This is a genomic window from Kitasatospora sp. NPDC051164 (genome assembly GCF_044455625.1).
Lineage (GTDB): Bacteria > Actinomycetota > Actinomycetes > Streptomycetales > Streptomycetaceae > Kitasatospora.
Genome location: NZ_JBITFB010000006.1, coordinates 244,070 through 260,098, shown reverse-complemented (window position 1 = coordinate 260,098; position 16,029 = coordinate 244,070). Strand labels below are relative to the sequence as shown.

Below are 16,029 nucleotides of genomic sequence, written 5' to 3'. Positions count from 1 at the left end.
CTCCTCATTCGTCCTCCGCTGCCACGGCCTCGTACAGCGCGCGGATGTTGCCGCTGCCGAACGTGGTGGCCCCGGCTCGTTCGATGACCTCGAAGAACAGCGTCTGGTGCCGGTGCGTGGAGCGGGTGAAGATCTGGAACAGCTGTCCGGCGTGGTCCTCGTCGGCCAGGATGCGCAGACTGCCGAGCTGCTCGGAGGAGTGGCGGGACAGCGCCAGCCGCTCGGGCAGCTTGCCGTAGTACGCGTCGGGGGTGTCGAGGAACTCGACGCCGGCCGAGCGCATCGTCGTGACGGTGCGCATGATGTCGTCGGTGGCGAAGGCGACGTGCTGGACGCCGGCGCCGCCGTGGTTCTTGAGGAACCCGTCGATCTGTCCCGGGTCGCGGGTGGTGTCCGGCTCGATGACGGTCAGCGTGACCAGGCCGGAACCGCTCTGCACCACCTTGGAGTTCATGGCCTGGGCGCCGATGACCATCCGCTCCTCGAAGATCATCCGGAAGTCCAGGACCCGCTCGTAGAACTCCACCGTGGCGTCGAGTTCGCCGGCCTCCACGCACACGGCGAAGTGGTCCACGTACCGCAGGCCGGTGTCGGTCACCGCCGCGTCGGTCCTCGCCGCCGCGTCGGTCCTCGCCGCCACGTCGGCGGCCGGCCGGGCCGCGGGCCGCTGGACGAAGGTGTGGGCCACGTCGCCGAATCCGGCCACGGACGCGGTGACGACCCCGCCCTTCTCCACCGGCTCGGCGAGCGGACGGGCGCCGCGGCGAACCGCCTCGGCGAAGGCGCCGGCGGCGTCCGCGGTGCCCAGCGCGATGTCCGCGACGCCGTCGCCGTGGCGCCGGGTGTAGACGGCGTCCGGATGCTCGTCGTGCGGCGGCCGGCTGAGCACCAGGCGGATGTCGCCCCGGGCGAGGACGGCGGTGTGCTCCGCACCGGTCGGATCCGGCTCGTCCGTGACGGTCAGCCCGTAGCCCCGGACGAACTCGGCGGTCCGGGCGTCCAGGTCGTCGACGCAGAACCGGATGTGATCGACAGTCAGGTTCTCGAAGTGGCTGCGGTCGGTGTTCACAGCGCGGCGCTCCCACTCGCGGCGGCGTCCATCGCCGCGATCAGGCTGTCGGGACGCATGTCGGTCCAGTGCTCGTTCACGTGGTCGATGCAGGACTGGCGGTCGGCCTCGCCGTGGACAGCCTCCCAGCCGGCCGGCACGTCGGCGAACGCGGGCCACAGCGAGTACTGGCCCTCGGCGTTGCGCAGCACGAGGTAGGTGGCGTCGTCGTCCTCGAAGGGATTGGTCATCGGTTGGTTCCCCCTGTGTGGTGTGCGGATGCGGTGAGTTCCCGGAGCCGGTCCGCGAGTGCCGGGCCGATCACGCGGAGGGCCTGCGGCCGGGTCATCTCCTCGTGCCCGCAGGCGACTTCGTGCCGTCGCAGCGGGCCGTCGAGGTGCGGCTCCCAGAGCTTCGCCTCGAGTCGGTCCTGATCCCCGTCCTGACCTCGGCCCTGATCCCGGTCCTGCGTCGCGGCGAAGTGCAACAGCTCCCCGTGGAAGACGCCCGGGGTGAACGCCTGGGCGGCCCGGGCGACGCCCAGGTACACGGCCGCCAGGTTGTCCCGGACCCGGTCGTCGAGCTGCAGGCCGGCGGTCTCCCGCTGTACCGCCTCGGCGACCTCCTCGGGCGACGGGGCGGCGACCGGGGCCCGGTCGGCCAGCGGGTAGCCGTCCAGCACCGCGAGCAGACCCACCTGTTCGCCGGCCGCCTGGAGCTGCACGGCCATCTCGTGGGCGATCAGACCGCCCGCCGACCAGCCGAGCAGGTGGTACGGACCCTGCGGAGCGACCCGGCGGATCTCGGCGACGTACGCCGCCGCCGTGTCGGCCACCGTCGCCGGGAGGTGGTCCGGGCCGCCGTCCAGCCCCGGCGACTGCAGCGCGTACAGCGGGTGCCCGGCGTCCAGGTACCGGGCGAGTCCGGCGAAGGACCAGCCGAGGCCGGCCGCCGGATGGACGCAGAACACCGGGGCGCCCGCGCCGTCCGGCCGCAGCGGCAGCAGGACGTCCCAGTCGTCGCCGCGCCGGGACCCGTCCGCGGCAGCGTCCAGGGCGGCCGCCAGCTCCGCGACCGACGGGGACTCGAACAGCAGCCGCAGGCCGAGGTCGAGGCCCAGCGCGGTGTGGACCCGGTCGATCAGCCGGGCGGCCAGCATGGAGTGGCCGCCGGCGTCGAAGAAGCTGTCGTGGACCCCGAGGTCGGGGGCGCCGAGGACCTCCGCGAAGAGCTCGCGCAGGACGGCTTCGCGGGGGCTGCGTGCGGCGCGGTCCGGCTGTCCGGAGAAGTCCGGCTCCGGCAGCGCGGCCCGGTCCAGCTTGCCGTTCGGCGTGACCGGAAGGGCCGGCAGGACGATCACCGCGGCCGGGACCATGTGGGCGGGCAACAGTTCGGCCGCGTGCGTGCGCAGTGCGGCCGGGTCCGGCGCGTCACCGTGCGGTACGGCGTAGCCGATCAGCCGCGGCTCGCCCCGGCCGTCCTCGCGGACGGTCAGCACGGCCTGGGCGACGGCCGGATGGTCGAGCAGCGCAGCCTCGATCTCGCCCGGCTCCACCCGGAACCCGCGCACCGAGAGCTGGTGGTCGGCGCGGCCGAGGAAGTGCAGGCGGCCCTCGCGGTCCCATCGGACCAGGTCACCGGTGCGGTACATCCGCGAGCCCGGCGGGCCGAACGGATCGGGCAGGAACCGCTGCGCGGTCAGCCCGGGCCGGCCGAGGTAGCCGCGGGCCAGGCCGGGACCGCTCACGTACAGCTCCCCGGCGACTCCCGGCGGCACGGGCCGCAGCCGATCGTCGAGGACCCGCACGCCGGCGCCGCCGATGGGACGGCCGATCGACGGGCGGTCCTGGCCGGTCAGCGGCTCGCTCATGGTGGCGCACACGGTCGTCTCGGTCGGCCCGTACGCGTTGATCAGGCGCCGTCCGGAGCCCCAGCGGCGCACCGCGTCGGCGGGCATCGCGTCGCCGGCCACGGCCAGGGTGCGGACCGTCGCCAGCCCGTCCGGCGGCAGGACCGACAGCGCCACCGGCGGCAGGGTCACGTGGGTGATGCGGTGCCGGGCGATCAGCTCGGCCAGCGGGCGGCCCGGCATCAGTTCCTCCCTGGTGGCCAGCACCAGTTCGGCACCGGACAGCAGCGCCATGCACAGTTCGGAGAAGGCCGCATCGAAGCTCGGCGAGGCGAACTGCAGCACCCGGTCCGCCGCGGTGACCCGGAACCGGTCGATCTGCCGAGCCGCCAGGTTGGCGATGCCCTCATGGGTCACCACCACCCCGTTCGGGCGGCCGGTGGAGCCCGAGGTGTGGATGACGTACGCCGGATGGGTGGTCAGCAGCGCGGTGGTGCGGTCCGGGTCGGCCGGGTCGGTGTCCGGTGCCGCGTCGAGCGTCCGCGCGGTGAGCGGGTCGTCGAGCACCAGCGCGGCGGCCGGCTCCGGCAGCCGGTCGGCCGTCGAGCGCAGGGCGAGCACCCGGGACGGCCGGGCGTCGGCCAGCATGTGCCGGATCCGCTCGGCCGGGTAGTCCGGGTCCACCGGCAGGAAGGCACCGCCCGCCTTGAGCACGGCCAGCACGGCGGTCACCTGCTCGGGCGAGCGCGGCAGCAGCAGCGCCACGGTGCTCTCCGGGCCCACCCCGAGCGAACGGAGGTGGTGCGCCAGCCGGTTGGCCCGGTGGTTCAACTCCGCGTACGACAGGGTGTCGTCGCCGGAGCGCAGCGCCGTACGGTCCGGCGTGCGCGCCACCTGCCCCTGGAACAGCTCCGGCATCGTCCGCGCGGGGACCGGGGGCTCCGGAGCGGCGGACCACCGCTCGAGGTCGAGCCGCTCGGGCGGCAGCAGCACGTCCAGGGAGCCGATCGGCGCCCGCGGGTCGTCCGCAACGGCGGCCAGCAGGGCCACCAGGCGGCCGGCCAGCGCGGTCACGGTGGCCTCGTCGAACAGGTCCGCGTTGTACCGGATGCTGCCCCGCACGCCGGCCGCCAGGCCCTCCGGCGTGTGGCTCTCGCCGAGGGAGACGTCCAGGTCGAACCTGGCAGTGCCGGGGTCCACCTCCGGCTGGGTGATCGTCAGGCCGTCCAGGTCGAACCGCGGCGGCTCGGTGTTCTGCAGCACCAGCAGGACCTGGAAGAGCGGGTGCCGGGACACCGAGCGGGTCGGGCTCAGCACCTCGACCAGCCGCTCGAACGGCACGTCCTGGTGGGCGTAGGCGGCCAGCGCGGTGGTGCGGACCCGGTGCAGCAGCGTGACGAAGTCCGGATCGCCGGAGGTGTCGGTGCGCAGCACCACGGTGTTGGCGAAGAAGCCCACCAGCTGGTCGAGCGCCTGGTCGCCGCGGCCCGCCAGCGGGCTGCCGATCGGGATGTCCGTCCCGGCGCCGAGCCGGGTGAGCAGCGCCGCGAGCGCGGCCTGGAAGACCATGAAGGTGGTGACGCCCTCGCGCCGGGACAGCTCGGTCAGCTTCCGGTGCAGCCGCGCGTCCAGGTCGAGCGGCACGTGGCCGCCCCGGTGGCCGGGCACCGTGGGGCGCGGACGGTCGGCGGGCAGCGTCAGCTCCTCCGGCAGGTCCGCCAGGGCGTTCCGCCAGTGGGCGAGCTGCCGGGCGATGGCGCTGTCCGGGTCGTCCTCGGTGCCGAGCAGGTCCCGCTGCCAGAGCGTGTAGTCCGCGTACTGGACCGCCAGCGGCTCCCACTGCGGGGCCCGGCCCACCGAGCGGTCCCGGTAGGCGGTGGTGAGGTCGCGGGCGAGCGGGGCGTACGAGGAGCCGTCGCCGGCGATGTGGTGCAGCACCAGGAGCAGGACGTGCTCGGTCGGCGAGAGCCGGAACAGCGTCGTGCGCAGCGGCGGTTCGACGGCGAGGTCGAAGCCGGCGCGGGTCGCGGCGGTCAGCCCGGCAGGCAGCTCCGCGTCGGTGACCGGCACCGTGACGAGGGCGACCGGGCCGTCCTCGGCGGCGAGGATCCGCTGGTGCGGGTCGCCGTCGTGGTCCGGGAAGACGGTGCGCAGGGCCTCGTGCCGTTCCACCACGTCCCGCAGTGCGGCGTCCAGCGCCGCCGGGTCGAGCTCCCCGGACAGCCGCAGGGCCAGCGGGATGTTGTACGCCCCCGAGCCGCCGTCGAGCCGGTTGAGGAACCACAGCCGCTGCTGGGCGTAGGACAGCGGGATCACCGCGGGGCGGTCGGCGGGGACGAGCGCCGGGCGGGCGCTGTCCGCGGTGTCCAGCCGAGCCACCAGGCCGGCCGGGGTCGGCGTCTCGAAGACGGCGCGCAGCGGGAGTTCGACCCCGAACGCGGAGCGGACGGCGTTGCCGAGCCGGGTGGCCAGCAGGCTGTGCCCGCCGAGCGCGAAGAAGCCGTCGTCCGGGCCGACCGAGGGCACCGCGAGCACCTGGGCGAACAGCTCGCCCATCAGCTCCTCGCGCGGGTCGCGCGCCCGGCCGCCGGCGGCGCGGGCGGTGAGGTCCGGGGCCGGGAGGGCGTTGCGGTCGAGCTTGCCGTTGGCGTTCGTCGGCAGCGCGTCCAGCACGACGAACGCCGTCGGCACCATGTACTCCGGCAGCGCGGCGGCGGCGTGCGCGGCGAGTTCCGCGCCGGTCGCCCCGCTGCCCGGGCGCACGGCCACGTGGGCCACCAGGCGCCGTTCGCCGGCCGGGTCGGCCACGGCGCTGACCGCGGCGGCGGTCACCGCCGGGTGGCGGGTCAGGACGTTCTCGATCTCGCCGAGTTCGATCCGGAAGCCGCGCACCTTGACCTGGTCGTCGGTGCGGCCGAGGTAGTCCAGGGCGCCGTCCGGGCGGCGGCGCACCAGGTCACCGGTGCGGTACATCCGGGCGCCCGGCCCGCCGAAGGGGTCGGCGACGAAGCGCTCGGAGGTCAGCGCGGGACGGCGGAGGTAGCCGCGGGCCAGACCCGGGCCCGCCAGGTACAGCTCGCCGCGGACCCCGGTGGGGACCGGTCGCAGCCGCTCGTCCAGGACGTGGGCGCGCACGTGCGGCAGGGGCCGGCCGATCGGCGGCGCGGCGGTCTCCTCGCCGGTGGCCTCCTCGTCCTCCGAGTACCAGGCGGTCGCGTAGACGGTGGCCTCGGTCGGGCCGTAGATGTTGGCCAGCCGCGTGCCGGGCAGCAGGCGGCGCACCTCCCGGACCAGGTGCTCCGGCAGTGCCTCGCCGGCCATCACCAGGGTCCGGGCGGAGAAGGCGACCTCGCCACCGGCGAGCAGCGCGGCGAACACCGACGGCACGCCGCTGACCAGGCTGCCCGACCAGGGCCGTTCGGCCAGTTCCAGCAGGTCGCGCACGATCTCGACGTGACCACCGGTCAGCAGTGGCGCGAACAGCTCGAACACCGAGACGTCGAAGGAGAGCGAGGTGGCGGCCAGGACGTCCGCCAGTCCCTCGGCCCCGAAGCGGTCCGCCGCCCAGTCCAGCAGCCGGGCCATGCTGCCGTGCGGAACCACGACGCCCTTGGGCCGCCCGGTGGAGCCGGAAGTGTAGATGACGTACGCGGGCGAGTCCGCCGCGATCGCCGCGCACCGCTCCTCGGCGGAGCGGGCGTCGGCGTCGGCGGAGAGCGCGTCGGCGGGGGTGTCGGCGAGGGCGGCCAGGACCGCGGGGTCGTCCAGCCGGACCCGGGGCAGCACGGACGGCTCGGGCATCCCCGGCACCGGCTCGCCCTCGGTGATCATCAGGATCGGCCGGGCGTCGGCGCAGGCGAAGGCGATCCGCTCGGCCGGCTGGGCACGGTCCACCGGAAGGTACGCCGCGCCGGACTTCAGCACCGCGAGCACCGCGACCAGCATCCGCTCCGAGCGCGGCAGCGCCACGGCGATCACGCGCTCCGGACCGGCGCCGCCGGCGACCAGGAGCCGGGCCAGGCGGTCGGCTTCGGCGTCGAGTTCGGCGTAGGACAGGGTGCGGCCCGCAGAGCTGACCGCGGGCGCCGCGGGCGTGCGCCGGGCCTGCGCCGCGAAGCGCAGCGGCACCGGGTCGAAGTGCGCCGGGCCGGACGGCTGCGCGTCGGCGGCCCGGGGCCGCTCCTGGGGCGTCAGGATGTCGACGTCCCCGATCGGCAGGGCCGGGTCGCCGGCCACCGCGCTCAGGAACCGGATCAGCCGGTCGGCCAGCGCGGCAGCGCTCGCCGCGTCGAACAGGTCCGCGCAGTAGCCCAGGGTGCCCTCGACACCGGCCGGTTCGCCCGCCGGTGAGCGGGTCTCGCGCAACTGGACGTCGAGGTCGAACTTGGCCGTCCGCTGGGGGATCCGCTGCCCGGTGACGTCGAGCCCCGGCAGGGTCACCGCGTCGTCGCCGCCGGGCTGCAGCGCCAGCATCACCTGGAACAGCGGGTGCCGCGCCAAGGACCGCGGCGGCGCCAGCACCTCGACCAACCGCTCGAACGGGACGTCCTGGTGGGCGTAGGCCTCCAGGTCGTCCGCGGCCACCTGCCGGAGCAGGTCGCCGAAGGCCGGGTTGCCGCCGGTGTCGGTGCGCAGGACCAGGGTGTTGACGAAGAAACCGACGAGCCGCTCCAGCGAGGCGTCGGCGCGCCCGGCGACCGGGGTGCCGATCGGCAGGTCGGTGCCGGCTCCCAGCCTGGTCAGCAGCGCCGCGAGGGCGGCGTGCAGGACCATGAAGAGGGTGGCGCCGTGCTCGCGGGCCAGGCCGAGCAGGTCCGCGTGCAGTTCGGCCGGCAGCCGGAAGGCGACCTCCGCGCCCCGGTAGCTGAACTCGGGCGGCCGCGGCCGGTCGGTCGGCAGCTCCAGGCCCTCCGGCAGCCCGGCCAGCCTGTCGCGCCAGTAGGCGATCTGGCCGCTGATCCGGCTGTCCGGGTCCTGCTCGCTGCCGAGCACGGCACGCTGCCACAGCGCGTAGTCGGCGTACTGGACGGGCAGCGGCGGGAACTCCGGTGCCCGGTCGGCCAGGCGCGCCGCGTAGGCGGTGCCGAGGTCGTGGGCCAGCGGGTCCATCGACCAGCCGTCGCCGGCGATGTGGTGCAGCACCACGAGCAGCACGTGATCGGTGGGCGTCAGTCGGAAGAGCGTCGCGCGCAACGGGAGTTCGGCGCCGAGGTCGTGGCCGCGGGCGGCCTCGGCCGGCAGCGACCGTTCGAGCGCGTCGGCGTCGGTGTCCACCACGGCGAGGTCGGGCCGCGCCTGCGCCGGGTCCAGGATCCGCTGCACCGGTTCGCCGTCCACCTCGGCGAAGACCGTGCGCAGCGACTCGTGTCGCACCACCAGATCGTGCAGGGCCAGGCGCAGTTCGCGCTCCCGCACGGGGCCGGACAGCCGCAGCGCGATCGGAATGTTGTAGGCGCCGCCGTGTTCCTCCAGCCGGTGCAGGAACCACAGCCGGCGCTGGGCGAACGACACCGGCAGCGGGTCCGGCCGGTCCATCGGGACCAGCGGGGCCTGCGCCGGGGCGGCCCGGTCGAGCCGCTCGGCGAGCGCCGCGACGGTGGGGGCCTCGAACACGGTCCGCACGTCCAGTTCGGCGCCGAACGCGGAACGGATCGCGTTGACCAGCCGGATGGCCAGCAGCGAGTGCCCGCCGAGCTGGAAGAAGTCGTCCTCGATGCCCGCCTCGGGCAGCCCGAGCACGTCGGCGAACAGCGCGCAGAGCGTCTCCTCGCGCGGCGAGCGCGGCGCGCCCGAACCGGCCTGCACCTCCCGGTCGGGTTCCGGGAGGGCCGCACGGTCGAGCTTGCCGTTCGCGGTGACCGGAAGGCGTTCCAGCACCATGAACGCCGCCGGAACCATGTACGCCGGCAGCCGGGTGCCGACGTGCGCCCGGAGGGCCTTGGCGAGCCGCCCGGCCTGCTGGAACAGCAGCGGCGCGTTGGTGTCGCGGGCCGTCTCGTCCTCGGTGGCGGGCTCGGCCCATCCGGTCGGCAGGACCGGGCCGGTGGGCCCGGAGGCGTCGGCGAAGAGCACGTCGAGCAGGCCGCCGCGGCCGGACGGCGACCAGGTGACGGCCGTCCGGTAGCCGAGCCGGTCGCCCAGCTCGTACAGCAGCGCGGGGTCGACTCCGACGGCCTGCGCGAGCCGGGCCCGCACCCGGGCGAGCGGCTCGCCCGCGTCCAGGGCGGCGGCGGCCGCCGTCTCCGGCCCGGTACGGCCGTCCGGCACGCCGGTCACCCGCAGGCTCGCCGGCCGGTGCTGCGCGAGGTGGGCCTGGAGGTCCGCCAGGTCGGTGACGTCCTGCGTCCAGCGCAGGGTGGTCGCCTCGACCGGCGGCACCGGCGCGTCCACGGCGGCGTGCAGCACGACGTCGTAGCGGTAGCGGGTCAGTTCGTTGTGGGCGTGGCCGCGCTTGACGCGGACATCGGCGCCGGCGAGGCCGTCGGTGGCCCGGGCGAACCTGTGGAAGTAGCCGGGCGCCACCAGGAGTTCCTTCTCGCGCTCCGCCCGGCGCCGGGCCCGGCGCCGGAGTTCGGAGGCGTCCTCGGCGTCGTCGGCGCGCACCAGTTCGACGCCGGTGTGGAAGGTGTGCAGCAGGTCCAGGTTCCGCACGTCGCCCACGAACAGCGAACCGCCGGGGGCGAGCAGGGTGGTGAGTGCGGTCAGCACGCGCCGCAGGTAGTCGGCGTCGGGGAAGTACTGAACCACCGAGTTGATGATGATCGTGTCGAAGTGCCCGGCGGGCAGGCCGGTGAGGTCGTCGGCGGTCTGGGTGCTCAACCGTACGGTGGGGTGGGCTCCCAGGTGGGCGCGGAGCGTGCGGATCGCCTGCTCGGAGAAGTCGGTGGCCCAGTACGACTCGCACTCGTCGTACAGCTGGGACAGGATCAGGCCGCTGCCCACCCCGACCTCCAGCACGTGTCGCGGGCGCAGTTCGCGGATCCGCTCGACGGTGGAGCGGCGCCACTCGTCCATCTCGTCCAGCGGGATCGGCCGGCCGTCGTAGCTGCTCTCCCAGCCGGAGAAGTCCGAGCCGAAGGCGGCGGAGCGGGCGCCGTCGTACATGCCGTCGTAGATCTGCCGCCACTCGGCGACGTGCTGGACCGCCCCGGCCTCCTGTTCGGCGGGCCGCAGGCCGCCGGCGACGACGTAGGCGACCAGTTGCCGTTCGCCGCGGTGGTCGGTGCGTGCCAGCACCTCGGCCTCGGAGACCTCGGGGTGGTCCGCCAGCACCGCGGCGACCTCTCCGGGCTCCACCCGGAAGCCGCGGATCTTGACCTGGTCGTCGCCGCGGCCCATGAACTCCAGCTGCCGGCTGCCGTTCCAGCGCGCGAGGTCGCCGGTCCGGTACATCCGGCTTCCGGGCGCCCCGAAGGGATCGGCGACGAACCGCTCGGCGGTCAGGCCGGCCCGGTTGAGGTAGCCGCGGGCGAGACCGGTCCCGGCCAGCCAGACCTCGCCGGTCACTCCCGGCGGGACCGGCCGCAGCCACTCGTCCAGCACGTAGACCCGGGTGCCGGCCAGCGGCCGCCCGAGCGGCACCCGGACGTCGGCGGTGTACGGCGACCGCAACTCGTGGTGGGTGGCGCACAGCGTCATCTCGGTGGGCCCGTACAGCTGGCGCACGACCGCTCCGGGCGCGTGCTCCAGGACGCGCTGGACCGCGATCGGCGAGACGACGTCGCCACCGGTGAGCACCTCGCGGACGGTGGCCAGGCACTCGGGCGCGTCCTCGGCCACGACCCGCAGGAGCCCGGCGGTGAAGTGCACGGCGGTGATCTTCTCGTCCGCGATCAGCCGGGCGATGGCGGCGGTGTCCAGCGGTCCGGGCGGGGCGAGCACCACCTCGTTCCCGGCCAGCAGCGGCACCCACAGCTCGTAGTCGCTGATGTCGAAGGCGTACGGGGCGTGCATGAGCACGCGCTCGTGGTTGCCGGAGTCCCAGCACGGGTCGTCGGCGAGGGCCACCACGTCCCGGTGCGCGACGGCCACGCCCTTGGGCAGACCGGTGGAGCCGGAGGTGTACATGATGGTGGCGAGCTGGTCCGGGTGGACGACCGGCAGGTCGGGGCCGGTCGCGGCGACATCCGCCGGCACCCGGCCGGCCTCCACCACGACGACCCGCGCCTCGTGCCGGAACTCCCGGGCGAGCATGGCCCGGTCGGTCAGCAGCACGGACGCCGCGGTGTCCGCCATGACGTATTCGAGCCGCTCCGCCGGGTACGCCTCGTGCAGCGGGACGCAGACCCCGCCGGCCTTCCAGACGGCGAGCATCGACACGACCAGTTCCGGGGAGCGCTCCAGGAAGACGGCGACCCGGCTCTCCGGTCCGACGCCCTGAGCCCTCAGTGAGCGGGCCAACGCGTCGGCCCGCCGGTCCACGTCCCGGTACGTCAGCTCCCGGTCCCCGGCGCGCAGGGCGATCCCGTCGGGGTGCTCCGCGGCCGTGCGGGAGAACCGGACGTGCAGTACCTCCTCGGCGCCGGTGACCTGCGCGGGGGTACCGGCGAGCAGCCGACGGCGTTCGTCCTCGCCGAGGATCTCCACGGCTCCGATCCGCCGGCGCGGGTCGGCCGCGACGGCCCGGAGGAAGCGGGTCAGCCGCTCGACGACGGTTTCGACGGTGGCACGGTCGAAGATGTCGGTGCGGTACTCGACGGTGCCCTGGACGCCGTCCGCCAGCCGGCCCTCGCGGAAGCGCTCGGAGAGGTTGAACGCCAGGTCGAACTTGGCCGACGGCAGCGGCTCCTCGGCCAGGGTCACGTCCAGGTCGGCGAAGCGGAGGTCGGCGTCGGGGGTGTTCTGAAGCGCGAGGAAGACCTGGAAGAGCGGGTGCTGGGACAGCGAGCGCTCCGGCTTGAGGATCTCGACCAGGCGCTCGAAGGGAAGATCCTGGTGGGCGTAGGCGGCCAGGGCGTTGTCCCGGACCGCCGTCAGCAGTTCGGTGAAGCGGGGGTCGCCCGAGGTACGGGTGCGCAGCACCAGGGTGTTGACGAAGAAGCCGATCAGGTCCTCGAGGGCGGCGTCCGTCCGCCCCGAGATGGGCGAGCCGATCGGGATGTCGGTGCCCGCGCCGAGCCGGGTGCACAGGGCGGCCAGCGCGGCCTGCAGCACCATGAAGAGGCTGGCGTTGTGCCGGTGGGCGAGGTCGAGCAGCTGCCGGTGGAGTTCGGCGTCCAGGCTGAGGGCGACCGTCTCGCCGTGGAAGCCGGCCTCGCGCGGGCGCGGCCGGTCCGTGGGCAGCACGGTCTGCTCGGGCAGTGCGCGCAGCGCGTCCTGCCAGTAGCCGGTCTGCGCCGTGAGGACGCTCGCCGGGTCGTCGGGTCGGCCGAGGACCTCGCGCTGCCACAGGGTGTAGTCCGCGTACTGGACCGGGAGCGGACGCCAGCCGGGCTCCTGGCCACGGCTCCTGCCCCGGTAGGCCGCGGCGAGGTCACGGGCGAGCACGGTCAGGGACCAGCCGTCGGCGGCGATGTGGTGCTGGACGAGCAGCAGCACGTGCTCGGTCGGCGAGAGCGCGAACAGGTGGGCGCGCAGGGGGGCTTCGCGGGTGAGGTCGAAGGCCTCGGCCGCGGCGGCGCGCAGCCGGCCGGGCAGGTCCGCCTCGCCGCTCTCCGTCACGGTCAGGACGGGGCGACCCTCCTGCGGGTCGAGGACGAGCTGGTGGGGCTCGCCGTCGACCTCGGGGAAGACGGTGCGCAGGGCCTCGTGGCGCGCGGCGACATCGGCGAGGGCCGCCGCGAGCGCCGTGCGGTCGAGTTCGCCGCGCAGCCGCAGCACGCTCTGCATGTGGTACGCGGAGCCGTCGTCCGCCAGCCGGTTGATGAACCAGAGCCGGCGCTGCCCGAAGGACAGCGGGATCCGCGCGGGTCGTGCCGCGGGGGCGAGGGGCGTGCGCGCGCCGGCCGAGCCGTCGATCCGCGCGGCGAGGGCGGCGACGGTGGGCGCCTCGAAGAGGGTGCGCACCGGGATCTCCACGCGCAGTCGCGAGCGCAGGGCGTTCACCAGGCGGGTGGCGAGCAGGGAGTGGCCGCCGAGCTGGAAGAAGTCGTCGTCCAGTCCCACCCGGGAAACTTCGAGGACCTCGGCGAACAGCTCGCAGAGGATCTCCTCCTGCGGGGTGCGCGGCCGGCGTCCGGGCCCGGCCGGGCCGAGGTCGGGGGCCGGCAGAGCCTTGCGGTCCAGCTTGCCGTTGGGGGTCAGCGGCAGCGCGTCGAGGACGGTCAGGACGGTGGGGACCATGTGGCCGGGCAGCCGGCGGGCGAGGTGGTCGCGCAGCACGGCCGGGTCCGGGGCGGTGCCGGGGACGGGCACGGCGTAGCCGGTCAGGACCGGCCCGCCGGAGCCGAGGTCCCGGACCACGACGGCGGCCTGGGCCACCTCGGGGTGGTCGGTGAGCGCGTGTTCGACCTCGCCGAGCTCGATCCGGAAGCCCCGGACCTTGACCTGGCCGTCGGTCCGGCCGAGGTACTCCAGGCTGCCGTCGTCGCGCCGGCGGACCAGGTCCCCGGTGCGGTACATCCGGGATCCGGGCGGGCCGAAGGGGTCGGCCACGAAGCGTTCGGCGGTCAGCCCGGGCCGGTTCAGGTACCCGCGGGCCACGCCGGCGCCCGCGATGAACAGCTCGCCGGTGGCGTCGGTGGGCGCGGGGCGCAGCGCGCGGTCGAGCACGTAGGTGCGGGTGTTCGCGAGCGGGCGTCCGATCGGCGGACGGCCGGGAGTTCCGGGGTCGACGGTGGCCGCCGTCGACCAGATGGTGGTCTCGGTCGGGCCGTAGACGTTGGTGACCTCGGCGGCCGCCTCGCCCAGCTCCCGGGCCAGGCCCTCGGGCAGCGCCTCGCCGCCGACCAGCACCTTCAGCCCCGCCAGGCCGTCCGGGCCGTGGTCCAGCATGCTGCGCCACAGTGTGGGCGTGGCCTGGACGGCCGTCACTCCGGCGTCGGTGATCAGCTGCTTGAGCGTCTGCGGGTCGTGCGCGCCGTCCTGCCCCGCGAGGACCAGTTCGCCGCCGGACAGCAGCGGCAGCAGCAGTTCCAAGTTGGCGATGTCGAAGCCGAAGGTGGTGACCGCGAGCATGCGGTCGTCGGGGCCGAAGTCCAGCCGCTGCTGGAAGTCCGTCAGCAGGTTGACGAGGTTCTCGCCCGGGATCACCGTGCCCTTGGGCAGTCCGGTCGAGCCGGATGTGTAGATCACATACGCGGGGCTGAGCGGGTGCGGGCGGGCGGGACGGTCATTCGCCATGGGGATCCCTCGTTGAGGACGGCAGGGTGGAGCACAGAGCGGTGCGGAGGTCGCCGGGCCCGGGGCCGGACACGGCCCGGGCCCGGCGAGGTCAGCCGGCCTGGGTGGCGCGGCGCACGGCGACGGGCAGCCGGACCGGGCCGAGGACGCCGATCGAGGGGTGGAACTGGATGCCGGACTCCGGCAGCACCTCGATCTGCTCGAAGCGCTGCAGCAGGGCGGTGAGCGCGATACGCGCCTCCATGCGGGCCAGCGGCGCGCCCAGGCAGTAGTGGATGCCCTTGCCGAAGGCGACGTGCCGGCCTTGGTTCGGCCGGTGGATGTCGAACTCCTCGGCCCGGCCGAAGTGGGCGGCGTCGCGCTGGGCGGAGAGCAGCCACACGCACACCACCGCGCCGGCCGGGATGCGCTCCCCGCCGAGCTCCGTCTCACACGCCGTCACCCGCTGGTCCCGCACCAGCGGCGGGCGCCAGCGCAGCACCTCCTCGACGACCTTGGGCAGGAGGTCCACGTCGGAGCGGACCTCGGCGAGGACGTCGGGGTGGCTGTCCAGACTCATCACGGTGCTGCCGACGAGCACGGAGGACGGCAGGTGTCCGGCGATCACGAACATGCCGATGACGCCGACGATTTCGTGGTCGTCCAGGGAGCGTCCGTCGACCTCCGCCTGCGCCAGGGCGCTGATCAGGTCGTCCTGGGGCTCGGCGCGGCGCTGGTGGATGATCTCGAGGAGGTAGGCGGAGGCGAAGCGGACGAGCTCGCCCAGTTCGCGCACCGCGGACTCGTCGGCCCGGCCGAGCTCACCGGCCGGCCTGGCGCCGAGCAGGGCGTCCGCCCAGACCGTGAACATCCCGTGGTCCTTCTCGGGGATGCCGAAGAGCTTGGCGATCACCCGGGCGGTCAGCGGGGCGGCGTACTCGGCCACCACGTCGAAGGTGCCGGTGCCGTCGGCCGACAGCTCGACCTGGTCCAGCAGTTCGTTCGCGGTCTCGATGATGATCGGTTCGAGACTCGCGATGACGTTGGGCGTGAACGCGCGCCGCACCAGTTCACGCATCCGGGTGTGGTGGGGCGGGTCGACGCCGAGGAAGTTGCCCTGGGCGGCGCTGGCCAGCTCCCGCTCGTCCTCGGGGATCATGTCGTTCATGTCACTGGAGAAGGTCCGGTGGTCGCCGAGCACCTGGAGTGCCTCGTCGTAGCCGAACACCTCCCACACACCCGGCTGGTAGCTCTTGGCCACCGGGCCGGCGGCGCGACCGCGGTCCAGGTACTCCAGGAACGCCTTGGTGCGCTGGTCGTAGGAAAGGCTCGTCAAAGCTGCGAGATCGGTCATGAGATAGCCCCCGCGAGCAGGAAATGGTTAACGAGGGCCGGCGACGAAAGGAGCTGAAAGTGGCCGGCTGCCGTGCTTGCCTGGCCACTCAGACGGACCCCCGTACCGCCCTGAATCGTCGAATTCGAGTACCGGAAGGGGCAGCCCGAATTGACGCCAACGGAACTGGAGCCTAGGTAGCCTGTCTCGGCAGTGTCAAGAGTGATCTTCGACGGTACGTCAGGACCGCGCGTCGGTACGGGTCGTCTGACCTGGGAGAACGGCGCCGACGGTGCCGTCTTCGCCGATTTCCGGACCGGAGGGCACGGTTCCGGTCAGGCGGGCGGCGTTCCGGCCAGGCCTTTGCGAACTCTATTGGCCGGGGTACGCTGCGGAACGGTGCCTGCGGGACTGTTGTTCGAGAACGTCGAGGAACGGGACGCACGGCACGAGACACGGGGGACGGGGGATGTGCACGTGATCGTGCAGTTTTGTCGATGCTGGGACCGCGCCGGGCCTTCGCGCTGAAGCTTCGCTGGA

At 74.2% G+C, this 16,029-nt stretch carries 4 protein-coding genes; all 4 read right to left on the bottom strand.

All coding sequences use genetic code 11. The features are described 5' to 3' along the window. Positions 1-4 precede the first annotated feature (4 nt). The 4 genes from hppD to ACIBEC_RS11650 all read right to left on the bottom strand — a co-directional run bounded on the left by hppD (position 5) and on the right by ACIBEC_RS11650 (position 15,510). Positions 5-1,069, bottom strand: a complete 1,065-nt coding sequence (gene hppD, locus ACIBEC_RS11665) for a 4-hydroxyphenylpyruvate dioxygenase (protein WP_360490907.1) — start codon at positions 1,067-1,069, stop codon at positions 5-7. Continuing rightward, positions 1,066-1,299 carry an MbtH family protein gene (locus ACIBEC_RS11660; protein ID WP_360490910.1) on the bottom strand — a complete coding sequence of 78 codons (234 nt, stop codon included), beginning with the start codon at positions 1,297-1,299 and terminating at the stop codon, positions 1,066-1,068. The genes hppD and ACIBEC_RS11660 overlap by 4 nt, the downstream gene beginning before the upstream one ends. Continuing rightward, entirely contained in the window at positions 1,296-14,177 is a 12,882-nt protein-coding gene (locus ACIBEC_RS11655; RefSeq protein WP_360490913.1) for an amino acid adenylation domain-containing protein, read from the bottom strand. The genes ACIBEC_RS11660 and ACIBEC_RS11655 overlap by 4 nt, the downstream gene beginning before the upstream one ends. Before the next feature lie 91 nt (positions 14,178-14,268). Beyond that, positions 14,269-15,510: a cytochrome P450 gene (locus ACIBEC_RS11650; RefSeq protein WP_360490916.1), complete on the bottom strand. Its 1,242-nt coding sequence runs from the start codon at positions 15,508-15,510 to the stop codon at positions 14,269-14,271. Between the last annotated feature and the right edge of the window lie 519 nt (positions 15,511-16,029).

Bases quoted from the DNA above. Each gene is read 5' to 3' on its own strand.
- ACIBEC_RS11660 (WP_360490910.1), bottom strand. From the start codon at position 1,299: ATGACCAATCCCTTCGAGGACGACGACGCCACCTACCTCGTGCTGCGC.
- ACIBEC_RS11655 (WP_360490913.1), bottom strand. From the start codon at position 14,177: ATGGCGAATGACCGTCCCGCCCGCCCGCACCCGCTCAGCCCCGCGTAT.
- ACIBEC_RS11650 (WP_360490916.1), bottom strand. From the start codon at position 15,510: ATGACCGATCTCGCAGCTTTGACGAGCCTTTCCTACGACCAGCGCACC.